The following is a 25,368-nucleotide window of genomic DNA, read 5'->3' on the forward strand; positions in this document are numbered from 1 at the left end:
CCGGGAGCGGCACTGGCACGGTGACGCAGCTCGACCACCGCATGCCGGCGATGTCGACCGGGTCCTCCCCGTTCAGCCCAGACCGCTCCTCATGCCGCCGCCGGCGTCGCCGGCGGCGGCCTCGTCAGCGCGTGGGACGCGGCGGGCCCAGGTCCGACCAGCCGAGCGGATACAGCCCGCCGTCCTCGTCCGGAACCGCCGGTTCACCGCCGGCCTCCGTGAAAGCAGCAAGTGCGTCGACGAGCGCGGCCCGCTGTGCCGGGCCGAGCCGTTCGACGATGGCCGCGATCTCCTTGCGGCGCTGCGCGGTGACGTCCTCCACGATGCGCCGGCCCTCCGCCGTCAGCCGCAGCACCGTCTCGCGCCGGTTGTCGGGGTTGACCTGACGGTCCGCGAGGCCCGCGGCGATCAGCCGGTCCATCATCCGCATGGCGGTCGACGGGTTCACCCCGAGCCGGTCGGCGAGTGCGACCAGTTTCGCCGGCCCCTCCAGTGAGAGCACGACCAGCAGCCGGAACTGCGGCAGCGTCACCTTGTCCTCGACCGCGGCGAGCGAGCGGGCGGAGACGGCGACGAGCAGCCGGGAGGCGGTCAACACCGCCCGGGTCACGGCGTCGACATCGTCCATCCCTCGTGAGGAGTACGAGGAGTGCGCTGGTTCCGTCATTTCTTCTTTGTACCGTGCGCCGGCCCCGTACCGCGTGCCGGCCTCGCAGCAGGCGCACCGCCCGGGGCTCCCGCCACGCCCCGGCACCCGCCGGACTCACACGCGGCGGTAGCGGATCAGCAGCATCGCGGCGTCGTCGTGCGGCGGTGCCTGCGCGTACTCCTCCATGTCCGCGCGCAGCGCCCCGAGCGCCGCTTCCGGGTCGTCGGTCTTGAGCAGATGGCCGCGTTCGCCGAGCGGGTAGAACCGGCCGGCCGGGTCGCGGGTCTCCGTGACGCCGTCCGTGTAGAGGAACATCTGGTCCCCCGGCGCGAACTCCGTCGCGAACGGCTCCGGACCGGCCGTACCGTGCAGGCCCAGCCCGAGCGGCAGCGCGCGCCGGGGCGGCTCCGCGAAGGTCACCGTGCCGTCGGCGCGCACGACCAGCGGCGCGGGGTGCCCGTAGTTGAGAAGGACCACCCCTTTGTCCGCCGCGAGTTCCGCCAGGACCGCCGTGACGAACTTCTCCCCGCCCTGCAGCTCGCGTTCGAGTGCCCTCTCCAGCCGTTCGCCGACCCCTTCGAGCTCGTCCTCCTCGTGCGCGGCCTCACGGAACGCTCCGAGGACGACGGCCGCCGTCTCGACCGCTTCGAGCCCCTTGCCCTGGACGTCACCGACGATGACCCGGACACCGCCGGGTGAGGTGACCACCTCGTACAGGTCGCCGCCGATCCGGGCCTCCGCGAGCGCCGAGGTGTACGAGACGGCCACCCGCAGATGGCCCGCCGTGCGCGGCACGGGCCGCAGCAGTACGCGCTGCGCGACCTCCGCGATGGAGCGCATGCTGGCGAGTTCGGCCTCCCGCCGCTGCCGCATCACCGCCGCCGCGATGCCCGCGCCGGTCACGCCGGCGACGGAGGCCATGGCGGAGTACCAACGGCGTTCGCCGATCACGTCGTCGTAGATGCCGAGGCCGAGGCAGAACACCAGTGACAGAAGGCCGATCAGGGCCGTGCGCCGCCAGCCGCCCACCAGGCCGGCGAAGGCGGGACCGAGAGAGACGAGCGCCAGGTATCCCACGCTCGATCCGGCTGTCACGTCGACCACGGCCACGATGCCCATCACCAGGAAGGGCAGGGCGGACAACAGTCGGAACCGCGACTGCTTCTCGTCGGCCAAGGCGGACTCCGGGCGTTTGGTCGGACGGTGACGGTGGCGGATACGGGAGCGGACGGTGGCGGGCACAGGGGAAGTGACGGGTGGCGGTGGAGGTGGCGGGGACGGCCCTGGCCTGCGGCGCAACCGAGCGGCCGGTCGAGCGGGCGGGGAGCGGCGGCTCCACCACCCCTGGCTGACCTGGCCACCACCTTTAGACTATGCAAAGGTTGCACAGTCGAATCGCCCTGTTCCGCCCCCGTTACCGAATCGAAGCCGCTCTCACAGAACTCCCGGCCGAGGTTCTCTGCCCCGCCCGCCAAATGTCCATGCCACCCCCGCACCGCCGCTGACGAGAGGCAGGTTCGTGACTCATCCGCACCCCGCGCCGCAGCGCCGCCCTCCGCTCCCCCGCGGCTGGAAGCGCTTCGCGGCCCGCCTTCCGATCCATCTGTACCGGATCGGTCTCGGACCCCTGTTCGGGCGGCGTCTGCTTCTGCTGATCCACACCGGCCGTACGTCCGGCCTGACCCGCAAGACGGTCATAGAGGTCGTGGAGCACGACCGGGTCGGCGGGGCGTGGACGGTGGCGTCCGGCTTCGGGCCCGGGGCCCAGTGGTACCGCAACCTCCTCCACACGCCGCAGGCCACCATCCAGGTCGGCCGCCGCTACTACCCCGTGACCGCCCACCCGGTCACGGCGGAGGAAGGCGGTCGCCTCATGGCCCGCTACGCGCCCCGCCACCCCTTCGCCGCCCGGCAGCTCTGCCGGTTCATGGGGTACGAGGTCGACGGCAGCGAGGCGGACTACCGGCGGGTGGGCGAGTCCATCCCGTTCCTGCGCCTGGAGGCGGCGCCGGGGAGCTTCTGACCCGGCCCGGTCCCGTCGCGGCGTCACGGCGTCGCGGCGCAGACCAGGAGGACGAACGCGGCGAGGGCGAGAAGAGTACGGACCAGGTGCAAGGCGTTCCACCTGGACTCGAAGGCCGCTCGCGCCTCCCGGGCGGGTACGGACCGTGCGGAGCTCTCCGACGCCGCCAGGGCGTTGTTCAACGGGACGTTGCCGGCGGAGGTGACCAGGTGGCCGGCGACCGCGCAGACCAGCGCGGCGACGACCAGCCACCGGTCCGTCGCTGTGCGGCCGTCGACGGGGACGAAGAGGGCTGCCGCCGGGAAGCCGACGCTGCCCAGGAAGACCAGCATGAACGTGGCGCGCGGCACCTTCTCGTTGAGGCGTCGCATGGCGGTCACGAACTGGTCGTCGGACAGGCGCGCGAGCGCCGGCATCACGCCGGTGAGGAAGATGACGAAGAAACCCGCGTACAGACCTGTGGTGACGACGGCGAGAGCGAGCAGCAGGGCGGCCATGCCGTTCATGATGGCGTGACGCGGAGGCCGATGCGCCGTCTTTTCACACACGGGGTTGTCGGGGTCCGGTCGCCGCCCGACTCCCGACCGGCCCCGTCCGACCCCGCCCAGCCCTACCTCAACAGACCCCGCCTCCTTGTCCGCAGCGCTCAGTCGCGCGAGCGCCGCTGCGCCTGGTCGATCGCGTCCGCCAGTTCACCGACCGCGCTGTCCTCGGTCACCTCGGCCAGCGCCCGCGCCCGGTCCTCCAGCGCGGCCAGTCCCGGCGCGCCCGGCATCGAGCCGCCACGCAGCGACTCGGCGAAGTACGCGGCCACCGCGGTGATCTGGAGCCGCTCGGACGGCGCGCCCCACAGGGCACCCTCGACGGCGTCGGTCTCGATCGAGCCGCTCTCCTCGTGCGGTGCCCGGGTCTTCGGGTCGAGCCAGCGCACCGTCGCGGTCGCGACATGGCCACTGGCGCCGTCCCGCAGACGCACCGCGTACAGCGCGGTGACGGTGTGGCCGGGGCCCACCTCGCCGCCGTCGACGCGGTCGTCGCGGAAGTCCTCGTCCGCGACCTCGCGGTTCTCGTAGCCTATGAGCCGGAACTGCTTGACCGTCTGCGGGTCGAACGCGACCTGTGCCTTGGCGTCCCGCGCCCGCAGTTCCACATGGCGGGGCAGCTGGTCGACGAACACCTTGCGGGCCTTCTCGTCGGTGGACACATAGGTGGTGTGCCCGTCGCCCTTGTCGGCGAGGCGTTCCATCAGCTCGTCGCCGAAGGAGCTGCCGACACCGACGCCGAACAGCGTGATGCCGTGGTCCCGGCGGGCGTCCTCGATCCGTTCGAGGATGGCCTCGGCCTCCGTCTCACCGGTGTTGGCGAGGGCGTCGGACAGCAGCACCACTCGGTTGGTCGCCCCGGTCCTGCGGCCCTCGACCGCCTCGTCGTAGCCGGTGGTGACGCCCGCCTCCACGTTGGTGGAGTCGGTGGGCTCCAACTCGTCGATGACCGAGTGGATGCGGTCGCGATTGCCGTCGAGGCGCGTCATCGGCAGCCGGGTCTCCGCCTCGCCGCTGAAGGTGACGACGGCGACCGAGTCGCTGCCGCGGAGCTGGTCGGTGAGGGTCCCGAGGGACCTCTTGACGAGGTCGAGCCGACCGCGCTCCGCCATGGAACCGGAGATGTCGATCACGAAGGTGAGGGCGGCGGGAGGCCGGTCGGCCTCGGGGTCGGTGGGCCGGGTGGAGAGCCCGACCCGTACGAGGGCCCAGTCCTCGCCCTCGTACTCCGCGGAGTCGGGTCGGGAGGCCTTGATCTCGCCGTCGGCGCCGCCGTTCGGCCGTGCTCCGTCGACGGTCACGGAGAAGCCGTTGTCCTTGGGCCGCGGGTAGTCCTGACGGAAGCTGTTGATGAACTCCTCGGGCCGGACCTGCCCCGGCGTGGGCGTCCCGCCCTCTTTGAGAAGGCGGCGCGTGTAGTCGTAGGAGGCGGTGTCCACGTCGAGGGCGAAGGTGGACAGATAGTCGGCGGGCGGCGCGAAGTCCCGCTTACCCTCCGCGCTCTCGTCGCCCTCCCGGTTCGGCCCGCCCTTGCCGCCGTCCGGCAGGACGGGCGCGGGCGCGCCGTCGGGCCGCCCGCCGTCGTAACTCGCGTCGGTGGCCCGGTTCCCTGAACCGGACCCGCAGCCTGCGGTCAGCAGTACTCCACCGGCCAGGACGGCCGCCGCAACCGTCCTGCCCATCCTCGAACCCACCCCTGCACGGAACATCATCCGGTCTCCCCCTCGGGTCGTCGGCACTTGTGAATGTGACGTCCCAGTCGGCCGGACGGAGCAGTCGGTGGCGTTGCGGAAGGGTCTCGATGCGGCAACAGGGCGCATGGTTCGCCCGCTATGCGCATGATGTCCTACGACACGATGTCCTTGCGGGCGAAGTTCCGGAACGCGAGCGCGAACAGGACCAGTGCGTACGTGACGGAGACCGCCGCCCCCTTGAGCATGCCCGTCCACTCCAGCTGCGGCTGCAGCGCGTCGATCCAGGCGAACTGCCAGTGCGCCGGCAGTACTTCGCGCCAGCCGCCCAGTGCGGTCACCGCGTCCAGCACATTGCCGATGATGGTCAGGCCGACGGCGCCGCCGACCGCGCCCAGCGGGGCGTCGGTCTTGGTGGACAGCCAGAAGGCCAGGCCTGCGGTGACCAGTTGGGAGACGAACACGAACGCCACGACGAGCCCGATACGGGCCAGCGTGTCGCCCGCCGCCAGTGAGCCGCCGGTCGGAAGCTTCAGCGGCCCCCAGCCGTAGGCGATCGTTCCCGAGACGAGCCCGACCAGCGGCAGCAGCAGCATCGCCGCCGCGCTGAAGCCCAGCGCCACGGCGAGCTTCGACCACAGCAGCCTGGTACGCGGCACGGGGGCGGCCAGCAGATAGCGCAGTGAGGACCAGTTGGCCTCGGAGGCGACCGTGTCACCGTGGAACAGCGCCACCGGCACCACCAGGAGAAAACCGGCGGACACGAACAGGCAGGTCGCCGCGAAGTTCGCGCCGGAGGCGGTGGCGGTGTCCATCAGGGTGATCCGGCCGCCTTCCCGGCCGCCCGGAGTACCGCCGATGGCGAACGCCGCGATCAGGATCAGCGGCAGCACGCCCAGCACCCCGGCCATCACCAGGGTCCGGCGTCGTTTCAGCTGCCGCACCGCCTCGACCCGGAGCGGCAGGGTGTGCCGGGCCCGGTAGCCGGGGGCGGAGTCGACGAGCACCGCGCTCGGCGTGCCGGTCTTCACGGGCGCGCTCATGCGGAACCTCCGATCAGGGTGAGGAACGCGTCCTCCAGGCGGCGGTGCGGGCCCACGCCCGTCAGGGGCACGTCCAGCCGCACCAGTTCGGTGATCATGGCCGTGGCGGTGGCTCCGTCGAGCCGTACGAGCAGTCCGTCGTCCGTACGCGCCGCCGAGCCGATCCCGGGCAGCGCCGCGATCTTCTCGACGACCGCGTCCGGCACATCGCCGGCGGTGGTGACGAGCAGGGTGTCGCTCCCGCCGGTGATCTCGGCGACCGGCCCGGCCTGCACGAGCCGGCCACGGTCCATGACCACCAGGTGGGTGCAGGACTGCTCGACCTCCGAGAGGAGGTGGCTGGAGACGATGACGGTCCGGCCGCCCGCGGCGTAACGGATCATCACGTCCCGCATCTCACGGATCTGCGGCGGGTCGAGCCCGTTGGTCGGCTCGTCGAGGATCAGCAGGTCCGGCATGCCGAGCATGGCCTGGGCGATGGCGAGCCGCTGCCGCATGCCCTGCGAGTAGGTGCGCACGGCGCGGGCGAGCGCGTCCCCGAGGCCGGCGATCTCGAGCGCCTCCTCGATGTGCGCGTCGGCCGCGGGGCGGCCGGTCGCCCGCCAGTACAGCTCCAGGTTGTCGCGCCCCGACAGGTGGGGCAGGAATCCCGCGCCCTCGACGAACGCGCCGACCCGGGAGAGCACGGGCGCGCCGGGCCTGATCGCGTGGCCGAAGACGCGGATCTCGCCGTCGTCGGGCCGGATGAGACCCATCAGCATGCGCAGTGTGGTCGTCTTGCCGGCGCCGTTGGGACCAAGGAGGCCGAGCACCTGGCCCTTCTCGACGCGGAAGGACAGGTCCTGTACCGCGTACCGGTCGGCGGACTTCGCGTACCGCTTGGTCAGGCCGGTGATCTCCAGCGGCACGTCGGCACGCTCCGGGTCGGGGGCCGGTGCGACGGTGCGGCGGTGAGCGGTCAGCAGCAGCGCCACGGCCACGAGGGCGCCCGCGGCGGGCAGCCCCCAGACCCACCACGGCAGACCGGCCGCCTCGGTCCGCACGGCGGGCGCGGTGGGCACGGAGAGCCGCCCCGCGAGGGAGACGGTGTAGGTGGCCGGGGCGGCCGGTGAGGCGTAGCCGAGGTCGGTCGCCGACAAGGCGAGACGCAGCCGGTGCCCGGCGTCGACCTCGTGGTCCACGGCCGGGAGGGTCAGCTCGACCTCCTTGCCGGCCTTCGCGTCCTCGACCAGGACCGGGGCGACGAGTTGGGCGGGCAGCACCTGCTGCCGGCCGTCCGGGCCGACGTCGTAGACCTTGCCGAACAGGACGGCCTCGCCGCTGTCGGAGGCCACCTTCACCCTGATCGACGGCGAGCCGGTGATGCGCGTGGAGGCGCCGAGCGGCGCCGACTCGAAGCTCGCGAACTGGCCGGGGAAGTCGAGGGACAGACCGACGCCGAGCGAGGACAGCGCACCCGCGCCGCCGGTGAGGCCCGGGACCGCCGAGATGGCGGGCGGTGTGCCGCCGGCCGGGTTGGAGAAGCGCTGCTCGCGGCCGGTGAGCGTGAACTGCCGGGCGCTGTCGGTGAGACCGGGGTAGGCGGGGGCGGTCGCGCCCCGCAGCAGCGCCTGGCCGTCGGTGGAGTCGACGCCGCCGGTGCGGCTGACGCGGAAGGCGGGCCCGGTGTCCGCGCCCTTGTCCTCCTTCAGGTACCGGTCGAACCAGTCGGCGATACGGGCCTCGACGCGGTCGGTCTCCCGGTCGCCGCCGTCGTGGCCGCCGGCGATCCAGTCGACGGCGACGGGCGCGCCGTTGGCCTTGATCGTCTTGGCCATGGCGTCGGCGTGTGTGAGGGGGAAGAGCGAGTCGGACTGGCCCTGCACGATGAGCGCGGGCACCTTGATCCGGTCGCCGACGGCGGAGGGACTGCGGCTTTCGAGGAGCTTTCGCGCCAGGGCGTCGGCCTTCCCGGCGACGGCGACGCGCTCGTACATGGCGCACAGCACGGGCTGGAAGCGGCCGCATCCGTCGGGGTTCACCGGCACGGCGGTGCGGCCGGAGGCCGTGGTGGTCCGTGTGCCGCTGCCGGCGGCATCCTGGCCGGCAGCGCGGTCCTGGCCGGCCGGGGCTTCGCCCGCGGGCGGTTCGGCCGGCTCGCCGGGGTCGGCGGGCGGGCGGCCTCCCGGGGCCGTGCCGTCCGCCGCGGCCGTCGAGCCGGTGGTGAAGAAGATGCCGGCCCAGAGCTTCTTGAAGACGCCGTCGGGAAAGAGCGCGTCGGCGAGATTCCAGTAGGTGATCTGTGGCGCGATCGCGTCGACCCGCGGGTCGTACGCCGCGCCCAGCAGCGAGACGGCGCCCCCGTAGGAGGAGCCGCTCATGCCGACCCGCGGGTCGCCGTCCGCGTCGAGCTCGACCTCCGGGCGCTTCGCCAGCCAGTCGATCAGCCGGGAGACGTCCTTGACCTCGTGGTCCGGATCGTTCATCCCGATCTGCCCGGTGGACCGGCCGAAGCCGCGGGCCGACCACGTGAGCACGGCGTACCCGTCGCGGGCCAGCCGCTCGGCCTGCGCGCGGACGTCGTCCTTGCTGCCGCCGAAGCCGTGGCCGAGGAGGACGGCAGGTCGGCGGCCGTCGCCGCCGCTCGTGAAGTACGAAGTGTCGATCTTCGCCCCGGGCATGCTGTGCACCCGGTCCTCGCGGTGCACGGCGGGCGCGGTGTCGTCGGCGACGGCGGTCCACGTGCCGGCGCCGGCGAGGACGGCGAGGGCGGCGGCACCCGCGAGCCAGCGGTCCCGCGCCCGGGGAAGTCGGATCTGCATGGTTGAAACCCTAAGCGCACGCCGACCGGACGTCGGCTGCCGCCGGGCGGAACCTGTACGCCTCCTCGGGTAGTACGCGGCACCGCAGCCGTACACCAGGTGCGGTATCCGCAGAGGTTTCTGAGACGGTGACAGGGGCGCTCCCGACAACGGACATTCCGGACCGTGACGACGGGGCACACAAGATCCACACCTGGTGAACCCCCTTCAGGAGGGGTACTTTTCCGGCCAGTTACCCACCAGCCGCCCTCTTGTGGCGCAGGTCACATCACAGCACTCTGGTTCTCATAGCCGCACGTCCTGGCACCATGCACGCCCGTACTTGCCCGTAACAACCGGTCAACGAAAGGTCAGGTGCACGAGATGAGAGCCACTGCCCGTCGCGCCGGGGCGCTGATATCAGCAGTCGCCGCCGCGACCGGTCTCCAGTTCGCCGTCTCCCCCACCGCGCACAGCGCGTCCATCGGCGATCTTCGTCTCGCCCCCACTGCAACTGCCGTCCCGGGCAGCTGGATCGTCGTCCTCAAGGACGGCACGACCCGAGCCGCCGACCTCGGCGTCGCACCGAAGCACACCTACAGCAGCGTCCTCTCCGGCTTCTCCGCCGCGATGTCGCCCTCCAAGGCGAAGGAGCTCGCGGCCGATCCGCGGGTCGCCTACGTCGAGCAGGACTCCACGGTCCGGCTGAACGACACCCAGGCGAACGCCACCTGGGGCATCGACCGCATCGACCAGCGCGACCTGCCGCTGTCGAAGACGTACACCTACAACACGTCGGCGTCGAACGTGAACGCCTACATCATCGACACCGGGATCCGCACCTCCCACGCAGAGTTCGGCGGACGCGCGAGCGTCGGCACGGACACGGTGGGCGGCGGGCAGAACGGCCAGGACTGCCAGGGCCACGGCACCCATGTCGCGGGTACCGTCGGCGGCAAGAACTACGGCGTCGCCAAGAGCGTCAACCTCATCGCCGTACGGGTCCTCGACTGCAACGGCTCCGGCACCACCGCCGGGGTCATCGCGGGCGTCGACTGGGTCACCGCCAACGCACAGAAGCCCGCCGTGGCGAACATGAGCCTCGGCGGCAGTGCGAGCACCGCGCTGGACAACGCCGTGAAGAAGTCCATCGCTTCCGGCGTCAGCTACTCCGTCGCGGCGGGCAACGGGCTCCCGATCCTGGGCATCCCCGCGAACGCGTGCAACTACTCACCCGCCCGCGTCCCCGAGGCGATCACGGTCGGGGCGACGGACAGCGCGGACCGCCGGGCATCGTTCTCCAACTACGGAACCTGCCTGGACCTGTTCGCGCCGGGCGTGGGCATCACCTCCGCCTGGAAGGACAACGACACCGCCACCAGCACCATCTCGGGCACCTCGATGGCGAGCCCGCACACCGCGGGCGTGGCCGCGCTCTACCTCTCGTCGCATCCGACGGCCACCCCGGCGCAGGTCCGGGACGCCCTGGTGGCGGGCGCGACGTCGGGCAAGGTCCAGAGCCCGATGACCGGTTCCCCGAACAAGCTGCTGTACTCGCTGTTCTGACCCACCGCATCGCCGTGCCGGCGGGCGTCGCCTCAGTGGTTGCGGGGGAAGCCCAGGTCCACACCGGCCGGGGCGTCGGCCGGGTCGGGCCAGCGGGTGGTGACGACCTTGCCACGGGTGTAGAAGTGCACGCCGTCGTTGCCGTAGATGTGGTGGTCGCCGAAGAGGGAGTCCTTCCAGCCACCGAAGGAGTGGTATCCCACCGGCACCGGGATCGGCACGTTCACACCGACCATCCCGGCCTCGATCTCCAGCTGGAAGCGGCGCGCCGCGCCGCCGTCACGCGTGAAGATCGCCGTGCCGTTGCCGTACGGGGAGCCGTTGATCAGCGCCACACCGTCCTCGTACGTCGCCGCGCGCAGCACGCACAGCACCGGACCGAAGATCTCGTCGCGGTAGGCGTCGGAGTCGGTGGAGACCTTGTCCAGGAGCGACAGCCCGATCCAGTGGCCGTCCTCGAAGCCGTCGACCGTGTACCCGGTGCCGTCGAGGACGACGTCCGCGCCCTGGGCGGCGGCGCCCTTGACGTACGAGGCGACCTTGTCGCGGTGGGCGGCGGTGATCAGCGGGCCCATCTCGGACGTGGGGTCGTTGCCCGGACCGATCTTGATCTTCTCGGCGCGCTCGCGGATCTTGTCCACCAGTTCGTCGGCGATCGCGCCGACCGCGACGACCGCCGAGATCGCCATGCACCGCTCGCCCGCCGAGCCGTACGCCGCGGAGACCGCCGCGTCGGCGGCCGCGTCGAGGTCGGCGTCGGGCAGCACCAGCATGTGGTTCTTCGCGCCGCCGAGAGCCTGGACCCGCTTGCCGTTGGCGGAGGCGGTGGTGTGGATGTAGCGGGCGATCGGGGTGGAGCCGACGAACGAGACCGCGGCCACGTCGGGGTGCTCGAGCAGCGCGTCGACGGCGACCTTGTCGCCGTGGACGACGTTGAGCACGCCGTCGGGCAGACCGGCCTGGGAGGCCAGCTCGGCGAGGAGGTTGGCGGCGGACGGGTCCTTCTCGCTCGGCTTGAGGACGAAGGTGTTTCCGCAGGCGACGGCCAGCGGGAACATCCACATCGGCACCATCGCCGGGAAGTTGAACGGGGTGATGCCGGCGACGACGCCCAGCGGCTGCCGGATCGCGGCGACGTCCACCCGGCTGGAGACCTGGGTGGACAGCTCCCCCTTGAGCTGGGTCGTGATGCCGCAGGCGAGCTCGACGATCTCGAGACCGCGGGCCACCTCGCCGAGGGCGTCGGAGTGCACCTTGCCGTGTTCGGCGGTGATCAGGTCCGCGATGTCGTCGCGGTGCGCGTCCAGCAGAGCGCGGTAGCGGAAGAGGACCGCGGTGCGCTGCGCGAGCGAGGACGTGGACCAGGTCGCGTACGCCTCGCGCGCCGCCGCCACGGCCGCGGCGACCTCGTCGGCGGAGGCGAGGGCGACACGCGTGGTGACGGCTCCCGTCGCCGGGTCGGTGACCGGGCCCCAGTTCCCCGACGCACCTTCGACGGTCTTGCCACCGATCCAGTGGTTGACGGTCTTCGTCATGACGAAAAGCTCCTTCAGAGATGGCGGCGTCGGGCGGCGGCCTGCCGGTCGTACTCCTCACGGGCCTTCACCGCCGACGGGCGGGTCGCGGTCTCGGCCACAGGAACATCCCACCACGCCTGTGCTGCGGGCGGGCCCGACACAGTGTCTGCCGTTTCGGTCTCGACGTAGACACATGTGGGCACGTCGGCGGCGCGGGCCTCGGCCAGTGCTTCCCGCAGGTCACGCACGCTGCGGGCGCGGATCACCCGCATGCCGAGCGATGCGGCGTTGGCCGCGAGGTCGACGGGCAGCGGGGCGCCGGTGAAGGTCCGGTCGTCGGCGCGGTGCCGGTAGGCGGTGCCGTAGCGCTCGGAGCCCACCGTCTCGGAGAGTCCGCCGATTGAGGCGTAGCCGTGGTTCTGCAGGATCACCATCTTGACCGGCACTCCTTCCTGGACGGCGGTGACGATCTCGGTGGGATTCATGAGGTACGTACCGTCGCCGACGAGGGCCCACACCGGGCGGCCGGGGGCGGCCATGGCGACGCCGATCGCTGCCGGGATCTCGTAGCCCATGCAGGAGTAGCCGTACTCGACGTGGTACTGGTCGGCGGAGCGGGCGCGCCACAGTTTGTGCAGGTCGCCGGGGAGGGAGCCGGCGGCGTTGATGACGATGTCGTCCTGCGTGACCAGCGAGTCGAGCGCGCCGAGGACCTGCGCCTGGGTGGGCGGCAGGTCGGGGTCGGGGGCGGTGAAGGCCGCGGTCACCCGCTGTTCCCAGGCCGCCTTGGCCCGGCCGTATCCGGCTTCGTACGCGGCGTCGACGCGGTGGCCCCCGACGGCGGCGGTGAGCTCCTGGAGGGCGGCGCGGGCGTCGGCGACGAGGGAGAGGCCCGACATCTTGTGGGCGTCGAAGGCGGTGATGTTGATGTTGAGGAAGCGGACCTGCTCGTCCTGGAACAGGGTCGAGGATGCGGTGGTGAAGTCGGACCAGCGGGTGCCGACGCCGATCACCAGGTCCGCGGTGCGTGCCAGGTCGTCGGCCGTGGCTGTGCCGGTGTGGCCGATGCCGCCGACGTCGCACGGGTGGTCGTACGGCAGCGACCCCTTGCCGGCCTGCGTGGAGGCGACCGGGACGCCGGTCGCCTCGGTGAAGACCCGCAGCGCGTCCTCCGCCTCCGAGTGGTGCACGCCGCCGCCCGCGACGAGCAACGGCCGGCGGGCGGAGCGCAGAGCCGTCGCCGCCTCCGCCAGTGCCTCGGCGTCGGGACGCGGCCGGGGGATCCGCCAAGTCCGCTCGGCGAAGAACTTCTCGGGCCAGTCGTACGCCTCCGCCTGCACGTCCTGCGGAAGCGCGAGCGTGACCGCGCCGGTCTGCGCGGGGTCGGTCAGGACCCGCACGGCCTGGAGCGCGGCCGGCACCAGCGCCTCCGGGCGGACGATCCGGTCGAACCAGCGGGAGACGGGACGCAGGCAGTCGTTCACCGACACGTCCCCCGCGTACGGCACTTCGAGCTGCTGGAGGACCGGGTCGGCCGGACGGGTGGCGAACGTGTCGCCGGGCAGCAGCAGGACGGGAAGATGATTGACGGTGGCCAGCGCCGCGCCGGTGACCAGGTTGGTGGCGCCGGGGCCGATGGACGTGGTGACGGCGTGGGCGGCGAGCCGACGGGACTGGCGGGCGTGTCCGACGGCGGCGTGGACCATGGCCTGTTCGTTGCGGCCCTGGAGGTAGGGCATGTCCTGAGCGGATTCCAGGAGTGCCTGCCCGACACCCGCCACGTTGCCGTGGCCGAAGATGCCCCAGGTCGCGCCGATCAGACGGTGGCGCCTGCCGTCGCGTTCGGTGTACTGGCGGGCGAGGAAGGCGACGAGGGCCTGGGCCGTGGTCAGCCGCCGGGTCGTCGGCGGCGGGCCGGCCGGGCGCGAGGTGGTCACCGGTAACCCTCCGTGTGGTCGGGGTGGAAGCGGATCAGCCACTCACGCTCGGCGCCCGCCATCACATTCAGGTAGTACATGGTGTGGCCCGGCTCCGCCATGGACGGGCCGTGCCAGCCGTCGGGCACGAGGACGGCGTCGCCCGTGCGGACCTCGGTGAGCAGTTCGGCGCCGCCGGGCCTCGACGGGGAGACGCGCTGGTAGCCGAGGCCGCCGTCCTCGATCTCGAAGTAGTAGATCTCCTCGAGTTCGCTCTCCTCACCCGGTCGGTGCTCGTCGTGTTTGTGCGGCGGGTAGGAGGACCAGTTGCCGCCGGGCGTGAGCACTTCGACGGCGATCAGCCGGTCGCAGGCGAAGGCGCCCGCGGCGGCGAAGTTGTGGACCTCGCGGGCCTGGCTGCCGCTGCCGCGGGCCTCGACAAGTACCTCCGGCGCGGGGCCGTAGCGAGCGGGGAGTCGGCGCTCGCACCTCGCTCCTGCCAGGGCGAAGCGGCCTCCCGCGCCGGAGGCGATCTGGGCACGGGCGTCGCGCGGCACATAGGCGAAGTCACTCACTCCGCCGAACACGCTCTTCCGCCCCTGCAGTTCAAAGATCTCGCCTTGCGTCCGCACGGTGCAACCACCGGTGAGCGGCAGCACGATCCACTCGCTGTCTCCTGCGGCCAGCAGATGCGAGCCTCCCGGATCCAGCTCGAGCACGCGCAGGGCGGAGTAGTCCCAGCCGGCCTGCTCGGGACCGATGCTCACGGCGTACGGCGGGCTCGCGGTGCAGCCTGCGGGAAGGTGGAGGTCTCGCGGCTCGTGGTTGTCTTCCATGCCTTCTCCCTACCCCTGAAGCAGTCCGACGGCCGTGTCGACCGCGCCCGCGACGTCGCCGTCGACCGGATAGAGCAGCGAGCGGCCCACCACCAGGCCCTGGACCGTCGGCAGTTGCAGGGCACCGCGCCATTTCTCGTACGCACGGTCCTGGTCGTCCCCTATGTCACCGCCGAGCAGCACCGCCGGGAGGGTGGAGGTCTCCATCACCGTCCGCATGTCGTCGGGGTCGTCGGTGACGGGCACCTTCAGCCAGGTGTACGCGGATGTGCCGGCCAGTCCGGAGGCGATGGCGATGGAGCGGGTGACGGCTTCGGCACTGAGATCGTTGCGGAGCCGGCCGTCGGTGCGGTGACAGATGAACGGCTCCACGAAGACGGGAAGCCGGCGCTCGGCCATCTCGCCGACGACGCGTGCCGCGGCAGTCAGGGTGTCGAGGGAGGACGGGTCGCCGTAGTCGATGCGCAGGAGCAGTTTGCCCGCGTCGAACCCCAGCCGCTCCAGGTCGCGGGCGCGGTGACCGGTGAACCGGTCGTCGAGTTCGAAGGCGGCCCCGGCGAGTCCGCCGCGGTTCATGGAACCCATCACGACCTTGTCGTCGAGGGCTCCGAGGAGGAGCAGGTCGTCGAGGATGTCGGCGGTGGCGAGTACCCCGTCGACGCCGGGGCGGGACAGTGCGAGGCACAACCGCTCCAGCAGGTCGAGGCGGTTGGCCATGGCGAGGCGGCGGTCACCGACGGCGAGGGCCCCGCGCGCGGGGTGGTCGGCGGCGATGACCATCAGCCGGCCGCTGTCGCCGACGAGCCGGGGACGCCGGCGCCGGCGGAGGGCCGCCTCGGCGACCGCTTCCGGATGGCGTGCACGGATCCCGACGAGCTCGGAGAGTGCGACCCGGCTCACGAGGGCTCCCCACGCCCGGGGCGGGGGTCGAGGCCGGGGGCGGCGGGGTTGCGGACGGCCGCGCCGGGTGCGCTCGGGTCCGGTGGGGGCGGGCCACCCGCGAGGACGCTCTCGACCTCCTTTGCGTACGGCATCGCCGTCGAGCAGGCGAGCCGCGACGCCACGATCGCCCCCGCCGCGTTGGCGTACCGCATGGTCTCTTCCAACTCCCGCCCGGCGAGCAGCCCGTCGCACAGCGCGCCGCCGAACGCGTCGCCGGCTCCCAGGCCGTTGACGACGTCGACCGGCACGGGCGGCACCGATGCCTGCGTGCCGTCCCGGTGCACGGCGAGCACGCCTTTGGGGCCCTGTTTGACGACGGCGAGTTCGACCCCGGCGGCCAGCAGCGCGCGGGCGGCGGCGTGCGGTTCCCGCTCGCCCGTGGCGACCTCGCACTCCTCCAGGTTGCCCACCGCGACGGTGGCACGGGTCAGGGCCCGGGCGTAGTACGCCCTCGCCTCCCGCGGGTCCGGCCAGAACATCGGCCGCCAGTCGAGGTCGAACACGGTGATCCCCGACCGGGCCCGGTGCGCCAGCGCCGCAAGCGTCGCCGACCGGCTCGGTTCCGCGCACAGACCCGTACCGGTCGTCCAGAAGACCCGGGCGTCACGAATGGCGTCCAGGTCCAACTCGTCTTCCCGGATCTCGAGATCGGGCGCCTTCGGCAGCCGGTAGAAGTAGAGGGGGAAGTCGTCCGGCGGGAAGATCTCGCAGAAGGTGACCGGCGTGGGGTACGCGTCCACGGGGGTGACCCAGCGGTCGTCGACACCGAACTCGCCCAGCGCCTGGTGCAGATAGTCGCCGAAGGCGTCGCGTCCCGTCCGGGTGATCACCGCGGTCCGCCGGCCCAGCCTGGCCGCGGCGACGGCGACGTTCGCCGCCGAACCGCCGAGGAACTTCCCGAACGTGTCGACCTGTGCCAACGGGACCCCGGCACGCAGCGGATAGAGGTCGACCCCGATCCGGCCCATCGTGATCACGTCATACGGCTGAGGCATGCGCGTCCCTTCGGTTCGAACCCGCCGGTGCCGGCTGACACCAGGTCTAGCCCTCTCCGGCGAACCCTGTCAACATTTTGTCCTTACATTCGGACCAAGCCTTGACACCTTTCTTCGGCGGCCGGAAAGCTGACCGGCATGACCTCATCCGTCCCCGCCCTGAACCGCATCCGGGTCGGCTCGGCCCCCGACTCCTGGGGGGTGTGGTTCCCCGACGATCCCCGCCAGGTCCCCTGGCAGCGCTTTCTCGACGAGGTCGCACACGCCGGTTACGAGTGGATCGAACTCGGGCCTTACGGCTACCTGCCGACCGACCCGGCCCGCCTGGCGGACGAGACCGCGCGGCGCGGCCTCAAGGTCTCGGCCGGGACCGTCTTCACCGGACTGCACCACGGCCCCGCGGTGTGGGAGGAGACATGGGCGCATGTCTCCGACATCGCGGCGCTGACCCGGGCGATGGGCGCCTCGCATCTGGTGGTGATCCCCTCGTTCTGGCGCGACGACAAGACGGGCCGGGTGCTCGAGGACCGCACGCTGACCCAGGAGCAGTGGCGGGATCTGACGGAGCAGACCGAGCGGCTCGGCCATGAGGTGCGCGAGCGCTACGGCCTGGAGATCGTCGTGCACCCGCACGCCGACACCCACATCGACACCGAGGAGAACGTCACCCGCTTCCTCGACGCCACCGACCCCGACCGCGTCTCGCTCTGTCTGGACACCGGCCACTACGCCTACTGCGGCGGTGACAGCGTCAAGCTCATCGAGACCTACGGGGAGCGGATCGGTTACCTCCATCTCAAGCAGGTCGATCCGGAGGTGCTCGCCCATGTCGTGGCCGACGAGGTGCCGTTCGGGCCCGCGGTGGGCCGGGGTGTGATGTGCGAGCCGCCGGCCGGGGTGCCCGCGCTCGAACCCGTGCTGACCGCCGCCCAGTCGCTGGGCGTCGATCTGTTCGCCATCGTCGAGCAGGACATGTATCCGTGTCCGCCGGACAAACCTTTTCCGATCGCCGAACGCACGCGCGGATTCCTGCGCTCCTGCGGCGTCTGACGCACTGCATCACATCTGTCACGGTTGTCGCCGGTGCATCACACATGTCTTCATTACGCGGGCGTTCCGTCACAGGCGTTCAACAGGCACCTCCCTACGGGCACTCCGAGTCGTTCAACGGGCAAAGACTCAGTGAACACCAGCGTCCGCGCGGCAGTTCCCCCCGACGGCATACCGACCGCCCCTGTCGCGCACGCAGGGAGGTGCCACACATGACGGACGGAAGACTCTGGTCCTACAAGGACATCGCCGCGCACATCAAGGTGCAGCCGGACACCGTCCGCTCCTACCGCAAGCACGGCCTACTGCCGTCCCCCGACCACGTGGAGTCCGGCAAGCCGTACTGGTACCCGGAGACCATCCGCGTCTGGGTGGCCAACCGGCCCGGTAACAGGGGTCGTAGAGAGTGAGGCACAGCACGCCCTGAGAGCGGGCGGCTCCGCACCGACCACGGTGCCGGGGCCGCCCGCTCGTCGCGGGGACGCCGTCCCGCCAGACCTCGACCCCCGTCCCGCTCGGCGGCCGCCGCAACGACGCCGCGCGGCCTCTCGACGGGGCGGACACTGGAATTCATACCCCCTAGGGGTATAGTGGTTTCCGCACGGCAGGAGGATGCGTCGTCCGCAGCCCCTGGCGCACCGTGTCCGCACCATGCACGCGTCCAAGCCCTCGAAGAGGAGAACGCCATGACCGCCGAGACGAACACCACCATCGAGATCGAGGACACCAAGGCCGCGGGCTCCTGCTGCTCGCCCACCGGCTCCTGCCACGACACGTCCGCTGCCCCTCAGGGCGGCGTGACCACCGTCTACCAGGTCACCGGAATGACCTGTGGCCACTGCGAGGGCGCCGTCGGCAGCGAGATCTCCGAGATCGCCGGCGTCACCTCCGTGACCGCCGTCGCCGCCACCGGTCTGGTGACCGTGGTCTCCGAGGCACCGCTGGACGACGACGCGGTGCGCGCGGCCGTCGACGAGGCCGGCTACGAACTCGCGGGCAGGGCCTGAGGACACCCGGGGCAGGCGCCCCGGACCGTGCCCGGGCCGGGCCGCACCCGACCGTAAGGACACCGGTGGGGTACGGCCCGGCCCGGCTGCACGTGCGGCCCCGACGAGGGTGCCGGTGATGACACCGGTATGGGTGTGGCGATCGAGGCGGGGGCCTTCAGCCCGTACGGCCGGCCCATGCGTCGTGGCCGTGGCCATCCGTCTCGCAAGGCGGACTTCGGCCACCGTCGAAGGCAATCTTTACCCAGCCTTTGGCCGCCACGCCGCCGCACCCACTCTGACGGCATCCGGCCTGCTCAGGCCCATGACCGCCGGATTCACCGCAGCCCTTTCGTCCGTGTTTGCGATGGTCGGCACCCCAGGCCCGCACTCCTTCTCGCGACTACAAACAGGTCACAAGACCTTCACAACGAGACCTAGATCACAGATATTTGGGGGTAACCATTCAGGCTCGCCGCGAGTCTGAATGGGCGATGCCGAGAACGTCTTGGGGGACGTTCATGGGATGTCTTGGGGGACGTCCCAGGCAAGCGTTGGCCGGGGCACGTGCACCGGGGAGCTTTGAGCGGCCCTCCCGTACGTACCCCGGCATACCGCGTGAGGAGCTTCTGCGCGGTCCACAGACGCCCGGCCGGATCCCGTGGGGGGAATCCGTTGTCGGGGATATGGGAAGCGCCCCGCCCGCCGACCCGTGGGGGGATCGGCAGCGGGGCGCTTTCCGCTGTTCGGGGTTTCCGGGGCCGCACCGGCCCCGGAACGAACAGGACGAGGCCGGAGACGGCCCGCCCGGACGGTGCGAGGCTCAGCGGGCCTCCACCGTGACGAAGTCGCGCAGGACCTCGCCGGTGTAGATCTGGCGCGGGCGGCCGATGCGGGAACCCGGCTCCTTGATCATCTCGTGCCACTGGGCGATCCAGCCGGGCAGCCGGCCCAGGGCGAACAGCACGGTGAACATCTCGGTCGGGAAGCCCATCGCGCGGTAGATGAGACCGGTGTAGAAGTCCACGTTCGGGTAGAGGTTGCGCGAGACGAAGTATTCGTCGGAGAGCGCGTGCTCCTCGAGCTTCAGCGCGATGTCGAGCAGCTCGTCGGACTTGCCGAGGGCGGAGAGGACATCGTGCGCCGCCGCCTTGATGATCTTCGCGCGCGGGTCGAAGCTCTTGTAGACCCGGTGGCCGAAGCCCATCAGGCGGACGCCGTCCTCCTTGTTCTTCACCTTGCGGATGAAGGAGTCGACATCGCCGCCGTTGGCCTGGATGCCCTCGAGCATCTCCAGCACCGACTGGTTGGCGCCACCGTGCAGCGGACCCCACAGGGCGCTGATGCCGGCGGAGATCGAGGCGAACATGTTCGCCTGCGAGGAGCCGACCAGGCGGACGGTGGAGGTGGAGCAGTTCTGCTCGTGGTCCGCGTGCAGGATCAGCAGCTTGTCGAGCGCCGAGACGACGACCGGGTCGAGCTCGTACTCCTGCGCCGGGACCGAGAAGGTCATGCGCAGGAAGTTCTCCACGTACCCGAGGTCGTTGCGCGGGTAGACGAAGGGGTGGCCGATCGACTTCTTGTACGCGTACGCCGCGATCGTCGGCAGCTTGGCGAGCAGCCGGATCGTCGACAGGTGGCGCTGCTTCTCGTCGAACGGGTTGTGGCTGTCCTGATAGAACGTCGACAGCGCGCTGACCACGGAGGACAGCATGGCCATCGGATGGGCGTCGCGCGGGAACCCCTGGAAGAAGCGCTTGACGTCCTCGTGCAGCAGCGTGTGCTGCGTGATCTCACCCTTGAAGGACGCCAGCTCGTCCACTGTCGGCAGCTCGCCGTTGATCAGCAGGGACGCCACCTCGAGGAAGGTGGAGCGCTCGGCCAGCTGCTCGATCGGGTAACCGCGGTAGCGCAGAATGCCCTGCTCGCCGTCGAGGTAGGTGATGGCGGATTTATAGGCGGCCGTGTTGCCGTATCCGCTGTCCAGGGTGACCAGACCGGTCTGGGCTCGGAGCTTCCCGATGTCGAAGCCCTTGTCGCCGACGGTGCTCTCGACCACCGGGTAGGTGTATTCACCGTCCGCGTACCGCAGTACTACAGAGTTGTCGCTCACGTCATCCCTCACCGACGTAGTGCCTCTTCTTCGAGGTGCCCTGACTGTCTCTACCATCCCCCATTTGGCTCAGGAGAGTGCACTCGGGGTCGACCATTGGGCCTATCGGCGGCACTCAGTGCCGCCAACCTGCTCATCTTGCCCCCTTCGCCCGGGTTCCGGAAGCCGAGGGGGGTCGAGGTGGTGTTTCCCACCTCCGAGGATGCCCGAACCGTCGTCCGGCCGGGCGGGGCCGGCCGGTACGGGGTCACACGGCGAGCCGGTGCGCGAGAGCGGTGCAGCGCCTGCCTGCGGAAACGGTCCGGACGGCCTGACCTATCGCCTTGCGGGACCCGACGAGGACGACGAGCCGCTTCGCCCGGGTGACGGCCGTGTAGAGCAGATTCCGCTGGAGCATCATCCAGGCTCCGGTGGTGACCGGGATCACCACCGCCGGGTACTCGCTGCCCTGCGAGCGGTGGATCGTCACCGCGTACGCATGCGCCAGCTCGTCCAACTCGTCGAAGTCGTACGCGATCTCTTCGTCCTCGTCGGTCAGCACGGTGAGCCGCTGGTCGTCCGTGTTCAGCGAGGTGACCACGCCCACCGTGCCGTTGAAGACACCGTTACGCCCTTTGTCGTAGTTGTTGCGGATCTGGGTGACCTTGTCGCCGACGCGGAAGACCCGGCCGCCGAACCGCTTCTCCGGGAGCTCCGGCCGCGCCGGTGTGATCGCCTGCTGAAGCAGCCCGTTGAGCGTCCCTGCGCCGGCCGGCCCGCGGTGCATCGGCGCCAGCACCTGCACGTCACGGCGCGGATCGAGACCGAATTTCGCGGGAATGCGGCGCGCCGCCACATCGACCGTCAACCGGCCGGCGTCCTCGGTCTCCTCCTCCACGAACAGGAAGAAGTCCTCGAGCCCCGTGGTGAGCGGCTGCTGTCCGGAGTTGATCCGGTGGGCGTTGGTGACGACGCCGGACTGCTGGGCCTGCCGGAAGATCCGCGTGAGACGCACGTTCGGGACGGGGCCGCCGTCGGCGAGCAGGTCGCGCAGGACCTCACCGGCACCGACGCTCGGCAGCTGGTCGACGTCCCCCACCATCAGCAGGTGCGCGCCCGGAGCCACGGCCTTTACCAGCTTGTTCGCCAGCAGCAGGTCGAGCATCGACGCCTCGTCGACGACGACCAGGTCGGCGTCCAGCGGCCGGTCCCGGTCGTACGCCGCGTCGCCGCCCGGCTTCAGCTCCAGCAGCCGGTGCACGGTCGAGGCCTCAGCCCCGGTCAGCTCGGCGAGCCGCTTGGCGGCGCGGCCGGTGGGAGCCGCGAGGACCACCTTCGCCTTCTTCGCCCGGGCCAGCTCGACGACGGAGCGGACGGTGAAGGACTTGCCGCAGCCCGGTCCGCCCGTCAGCACGGCCACCTTGCTGGTCAGCGCCAGCTTGACCGCGGCCTCCTGCTCGGGCGCGAGCTCGGCCCCCGTGCGCTCGGCGAGCCAGGCCAGCGCCTTGTCCCAGGCCACGTCCCGGAAGGCCGCCATCCGGTCATCCTCGGCCGTCAGCAGCCGCCGCAGCTGCCCCGCGAGGGACAGCTCCGCACGGTGGAAGGGGACCAGGTACACGGCCGTCACGGGCTCGCCCCCGTCCCGCCCTGGCACCCGTTCCCGTACGACGCCCTCCTCGTCGGCCGCGAGCTCGGCGAGGCAGTCGATGACCAGGCCGGTGTCGACGGCGAGCAGCTTCACCGCGTCCGAGATCAGCTGTTCCTCGGGCAGGAAGCAGTGCCCCTGGTCGGTGGACTGGGACAGGGCGTACTGCAGGCCGGCCTTGACCCGCTCCGGACTGTCGTGGGGTATGCCGACCGCCTGGGCGATCCGGTCGGCGGTCAGGAAGCCGATGCCCCACACGTCGGCCGCGAGTCGGTACGGCTGGTTCTTCACGACCGAGATCGAGGCGTCCTCGTACTTCTTGTAGATCCGCACCGCGATGGACGTCGACACGCCCACGCCCTGGAGGAAGACCATGACCTCCTTGATGGCCTTCTGCTCCTCCCACGCGGCGCCGATCAGCTTCGTCCGCTTCGGCCCCAGTCCGGGCACCTCGATGAGCCGCTTCGGCTCCTGCTCGATGACGTCGAGGGTCTCTGTGCCGAAGTGGTCGACGATCCGCTCGGCGATCTTCGGCCCGATGCCCTTGATCAGACCGGAGCCCAGATACCGGCGTATGCCCTGGACGGTGGCCGGCAGGACCGTCGTGTAGTTCTCCACGGTGAACTGCTTGCCGTACTGCGGGTGGGAGCCCCAACGGCCCTCCATCCGCAGCGACTCGCCGACCTGCGCGCCGAGCAGCGAGCCGACGACGGTGAGCAGGTCACCGCCGCGACCGGTGTCGACTCGCGCGACCGTGTAGCCGTTGTCCTCGTTGGCATACGTGATCCGCTCGAGGACGCCCTCGAGCACGGCGGGTTGGAAGACGGCCGGATTGGACATGACCCGACGTTATCGCCCCGGTCGGACACGGCGGTCGGCCTGTGGACAACCGGCCGCGGAAAGCCAAGGGGGCCCGATCGACGACCGGGCCCCTCACGCTCCCCCCATCACGTCAAGGCTCGGCGCCGTCCCCCCGGATGCGCACCCCCGTGAACCTGACGACACATACGACTCCGGTCACGCAGAGATGGTTGCACGAACGCGGGGAGTAGTTTCCGCCATGTTCACCGCTCGGTTCCGGCCGGCGTCACGGCCCGGCTTCGGACTCCCCGCCCGCCGCGCCGGCGTCACCGCCCGAAGCGTCCGAAACGCTGCTCCAGCAGCACCGAGCCGTCCGCCGCGTACGCGGTCACCGTCCACCCCTCGATTCCATGGCTCGCGTCGCCGAAGGCGTAGTACGCGCCCCAGTCCACGGGACCGGGCAGACGCAGGACGGGGGCCGGGAGCCGCTCGCCCGAGTCGAGGCGGACCTCCATCCTGGCCGGGACCGAGTCCGCGCGGAACGCGCCCTGGAAGAGAGGGTGTCCGGCTCCGGTGGACAGGCCCGAGCTGAGACTGTTCGGACGGATGCTGTCGCCCGCGTACTGCCTCGCCTGCTCCACGGACGCCCGGATGTCGCCCGTCCCCACGACGTAGTTCTGCCTGCCGTCCGGCAGCAGCGCCATGCTGTGCCCGTGGCCGAGGGGCACCGGCCGGTACGGCCGGACCGTGCTGACCGCCGGCGGGTCGGGCGCCGGCAGCACCGTGGCCGGGGGCGCCGTGGCCGGGGGCGCCGGTTCCCGGGCCGGAGACGGGCCGCCGACGGCGGCGAAGGCCAGCAGCGCGGCCGCCGCCGTGGCCGTTCCGGCGAGCCCGGCCGTGCGCCGGCGGCGCGCCGTGCGTCCACGGCACAGCACTTCCTCGACCGGCGCGGGACCGTGCGGCACCGTGTCCGCCTCGCGGCGCAGTGCCTCCCGCAGGCGCATGTCGTCCTCGTTCACGGCCGCCGCTCCCTCATTGCCCCACCGGTACCAGGTCCGGCTGCTCACGCAGTTTCTTCAGTGCCCGCGCCGCATGGCTGCGCACGGTTCCCACGCCGGTGCCCAGCAGCCGGGCCACCTCGCTCTCGCTGCGGTCCTCCAGATAACGGAGCACGACCACCGCCCGCTGCTTCGCCGGCAGCCGGGCCAGCGCGTCAAGAACGGCGCTGCGTTCGGCGACGGAGTCGGCGCGGTCCGGCACGGATGACTCCGGGAAGCGATGGGTGAGCCACTCACGGAGCCGCATGCGCCGCAGACGGTCCACGTTTGTATTGATCATGATGCGCCACACATAGGAGTCCGGGTCGTCGGCGCCCTGTATGCGCTCCCACTTCACATAGGCCTTGGCGAGCGCGGCCTGCACCAGGTCCTCCGCGTCGTGGTGATGCCCGGTCAGGAGATGGGCGGTCCGCAGCATGCGAGGCCAGCGGCTGACCACGAAAGCCCGGAAGTCCGCCTCCGTACTGCTCTTCAATCGAGTCCTCGAGTCCGCCGTCCGCATGCGGCGCACGCCACGCTGTCGTGCCGCTCCCTCGTCATCGGCACGACAGCGTGGCACGAACGCACCACGGGCGGCTCTGTCGTCAGCGGCCGGCGAGGAAGGGCTTGAACGACAGGGTCGCGAGCACCGCGCCGTCGGCGCCGTACGCGGTGACCTCGGTGGTGTCCTTCGGGGCACCGGCCCCGGCGGCGTCGAGGTAGTACGTGCCCCACCCGGGATCGCCCGGCAGCATGAGCACACCGGCGTCCCGCTCGGGGCCGGTGCCGACGCGGACGGTGATGCGCGCGGGCACCGTGTCGGTCCGGAAGGCGCCGGTGAACAGCGCGTCGTCCCCGTCGGTGTGCAGCCCGCCGCTGAGGCTGTTCGGCCGGATGCTGTCGCCCACGTACCCCTTGGCCTGTGCGACCGACTCCGCGAAGTCGTCCCCCCAGACCACCACATAGTTCTGCCTGCCCTGCGGCAGCAGCCCCATCCTGGCGCCCTGGCCTATCTCCACGGGCTCGTAGGGCTGCACGACGCGCGGCCCGGGCGCTTCCGCGGCATCGGCGCCCGCCGCCCGCAGGGATTCAGTGCTTCCGGCCGCGGCCTCGGGGGCCCCGGCCACGGCCTGCGCCTGCTGGGCCGAGCCGCCGAGGGCGAGCGCCGTGCCGGCACCACCCGCGAGAGCCATCGCCACGGCCCCTGCCATGACGAGCCTCTTGGTCTTCATGTGTCCTCCGCTGATCGGGACTTGC

21 protein-coding genes are annotated in these 25,368 nt (G+C 71.3%); 5 read left to right on the forward strand and 16 right to left on the reverse strand.

The genetic code is table 11. The annotated features are described in order from the left end of the window. Window positions 1–124: 124 nt before the first annotated feature. Together OGH68_RS12255 and OGH68_RS12260 are read right to left on the reverse strand one after the other, a co-directional pair. On the reverse strand, window positions 125–628 hold the full coding sequence (locus OGH68_RS12255; protein WP_264250045.1) for a MarR family winged helix-turn-helix transcriptional regulator: 504 nt from the start codon (window positions 626–628) through the stop codon (window positions 125–127). Between the two features lie 135 nt (window positions 629–763). Further along, entirely contained in the window at window positions 764–1,768 is a 1,005-nt protein-coding gene (locus tag OGH68_RS12260; protein ID WP_264250046.1) for a PP2C family protein-serine/threonine phosphatase, read from the reverse strand. A gap of 400 nt (window positions 1,769–2,168) precedes the next feature. Here OGH68_RS12260 and OGH68_RS12265 point away from each other — a divergent pair, with 400 nt between their 5' ends. Continuing rightward, window positions 2,169–2,672, forward strand: a complete 504-nt coding sequence (locus OGH68_RS12265) for a nitroreductase family deazaflavin-dependent oxidoreductase (RefSeq protein WP_264243416.1) — start codon at window positions 2,169–2,171, stop codon at window positions 2,670–2,672. 23 nt (window positions 2,673–2,695) lie between these two features. Here the strand turns inward: OGH68_RS12265 and OGH68_RS12270 are convergent, their stop codons facing one another. From OGH68_RS12270 to OGH68_RS12285, 4 genes are all read right to left on the reverse strand, one after another. Beyond that, window positions 2,696–3,169 (reverse strand): DUF1772 domain-containing protein, encoded by a 474-nt coding sequence (locus tag OGH68_RS12270; RefSeq protein WP_264243417.1) that lies wholly within the window; start codon window positions 3,167–3,169, stop codon window positions 2,696–2,698. A 149-nt stretch (window positions 3,170–3,318) separates the two neighbouring features. Further along, window positions 3,319–4,923 carry a YfbK domain-containing protein gene (locus OGH68_RS12275; protein ID WP_413471106.1) on the reverse strand — a complete coding sequence of 535 codons (1,605 nt, stop codon included), beginning with the start codon at window positions 4,921–4,923 and terminating at the stop codon, window positions 3,319–3,321. A gap of 137 nt (window positions 4,924–5,060) precedes the next feature. Continuing rightward, window positions 5,061–5,948 (reverse strand): ABC transporter permease, encoded by an 888-nt coding sequence (locus OGH68_RS12280; protein WP_264243419.1) that lies wholly within the window; start codon window positions 5,946–5,948, stop codon window positions 5,061–5,063. Then, on the reverse strand, window positions 5,945–8,749 hold the full coding sequence (locus OGH68_RS12285; protein ID WP_264243420.1) for an alpha/beta fold hydrolase: 2,805 nt from the start codon (window positions 8,747–8,749) through the stop codon (window positions 5,945–5,947). The genes OGH68_RS12280 and OGH68_RS12285 overlap by 4 nt, the downstream gene beginning before the upstream one ends. Before the next feature lie 354 nt (window positions 8,750–9,103). On the opposite strand from OGH68_RS12285, the gene OGH68_RS12290 reads away from it, so the two are divergent. Then, the gene (locus tag OGH68_RS12290) at window positions 9,104–10,294 is read left to right on the forward strand and encodes a S8 family peptidase (protein ID WP_264243421.1); all 1,191 of its coding nucleotides are present in this window, start codon (window positions 9,104–9,106) and stop codon (window positions 10,292–10,294) included. 32 nt (window positions 10,295–10,326) lie between these two features. Here the strand turns inward: OGH68_RS12290 and mmsA are convergent, their stop codons facing one another. Genes mmsA through iolC form a run of 5 tightly spaced genes read right to left on the reverse strand, consistent with a single transcriptional unit; the run spans window position 10,327 to window position 16,500 of the window. Next, window positions 10,327–11,829 (reverse strand): CoA-acylating methylmalonate-semialdehyde dehydrogenase, encoded by a 1,503-nt coding sequence (gene mmsA, locus OGH68_RS12295; protein WP_264243422.1) that lies wholly within the window; start codon window positions 11,827–11,829, stop codon window positions 10,327–10,329. Window positions 11,830–11,843: 14 nt separating this feature from the next. Continuing rightward, a complete protein-coding gene (gene iolD / locus OGH68_RS12300; protein WP_264243423.1) occupies window positions 11,844–13,748 on the reverse strand; it encodes a 3D-(3,5/4)-trihydroxycyclohexane-1,2-dione acylhydrolase (decyclizing) in 1,905 nt (634 codons plus the stop codon). After that, window positions 13,745–14,563, reverse strand: coding sequence for a 5-deoxy-glucuronate isomerase (gene iolB / locus OGH68_RS12305; protein ID WP_264243424.1), 819 nt, complete (start codon window positions 14,561–14,563; stop codon window positions 13,745–13,747). The genes iolD and iolB overlap by 4 nt, the downstream gene beginning before the upstream one ends. Before the next feature lie 9 nt (window positions 14,564–14,572). Beyond that, window positions 14,573–15,463: a deoxyribose-phosphate aldolase gene (locus OGH68_RS12310; protein ID WP_264243425.1), complete on the reverse strand. Its 891-nt coding sequence runs from the start codon at window positions 15,461–15,463 to the stop codon at window positions 14,573–14,575. Further along, window positions 15,460–16,500, reverse strand: coding sequence for a 5-dehydro-2-deoxygluconokinase (gene iolC, locus OGH68_RS12315; RefSeq protein WP_264243426.1), 1,041 nt, complete (start codon window positions 16,498–16,500; stop codon window positions 15,460–15,462). The genes OGH68_RS12310 and iolC overlap by 4 nt, the downstream gene beginning before the upstream one ends. Before the next feature lie 138 nt (window positions 16,501–16,638). On the opposite strand from iolC, the gene OGH68_RS12320 reads away from it, so the two are divergent. The 3 genes from OGH68_RS12320 to OGH68_RS12330 all read left to right on the forward strand — a co-directional run bounded on the left by OGH68_RS12320 (window position 16,639) and on the right by OGH68_RS12330 (window position 18,557). Further along, a complete protein-coding gene (locus tag OGH68_RS12320) occupies window positions 16,639–17,550 on the forward strand; it encodes a sugar phosphate isomerase/epimerase family protein (protein WP_264243427.1) in 912 nt (303 codons plus the stop codon). Window positions 17,551–17,762: 212 nt separating this feature from the next. After that, on the forward strand, window positions 17,763–17,960 hold the full coding sequence (locus OGH68_RS12325; protein ID WP_264243428.1) for a helix-turn-helix transcriptional regulator: 198 nt from the start codon (window positions 17,763–17,765) through the stop codon (window positions 17,958–17,960). Between the two features lie 276 nt (window positions 17,961–18,236). Then, window positions 18,237–18,557 carry a heavy-metal-associated domain-containing protein gene (locus OGH68_RS12330; protein WP_264243429.1) on the forward strand — a complete coding sequence of 107 codons (321 nt, stop codon included), beginning with the start codon at window positions 18,237–18,239 and terminating at the stop codon, window positions 18,555–18,557. 802 nt (window positions 18,558–19,359) lie between these two features. Here OGH68_RS12330 and OGH68_RS12335 read toward each other — a convergent pair. The 5 genes from OGH68_RS12335 to OGH68_RS12355 form a co-directional block, all read right to left on the reverse strand. Beyond that, entirely contained in the window at window positions 19,360–20,649 is a 1,290-nt protein-coding gene (locus OGH68_RS12335; RefSeq protein WP_264243430.1) for a citrate synthase, read from the reverse strand. 247 nt (window positions 20,650–20,896) lie between these two features. After that, window positions 20,897–23,113 (reverse strand): ATP-dependent RecD-like DNA helicase, encoded by a 2,217-nt coding sequence (locus OGH68_RS12340; RefSeq protein WP_264243431.1) that lies wholly within the window; start codon window positions 23,111–23,113, stop codon window positions 20,897–20,899. Between the two features lie 287 nt (window positions 23,114–23,400). Further along, a complete protein-coding gene (locus tag OGH68_RS12345; protein WP_264243432.1) occupies window positions 23,401–24,093 on the reverse strand; it encodes a hypothetical protein in 693 nt (230 codons plus the stop codon). Window positions 24,094–24,106: 13 nt separating this feature from the next. After that, the gene (locus OGH68_RS12350; RefSeq protein WP_264243433.1) at window positions 24,107–24,607 is read right to left on the reverse strand and encodes a SigE family RNA polymerase sigma factor; all 501 of its coding nucleotides are present in this window, start codon (window positions 24,605–24,607) and stop codon (window positions 24,107–24,109) included. A gap of 109 nt (window positions 24,608–24,716) precedes the next feature. After that, window positions 24,717–25,343: a hypothetical protein gene (locus OGH68_RS12355; RefSeq protein ID WP_264243434.1), complete on the reverse strand. Its 627-nt coding sequence runs from the start codon at window positions 25,341–25,343 to the stop codon at window positions 24,717–24,719. Between the last annotated feature and the right edge of the window lie 25 nt (window positions 25,344–25,368).

Source organism: Streptomyces peucetius, from assembly GCF_025854275.1.
Classification (GTDB): domain Bacteria; phylum Actinomycetota; class Actinomycetes; order Streptomycetales; family Streptomycetaceae; genus Streptomyces; species Streptomyces peucetius_A.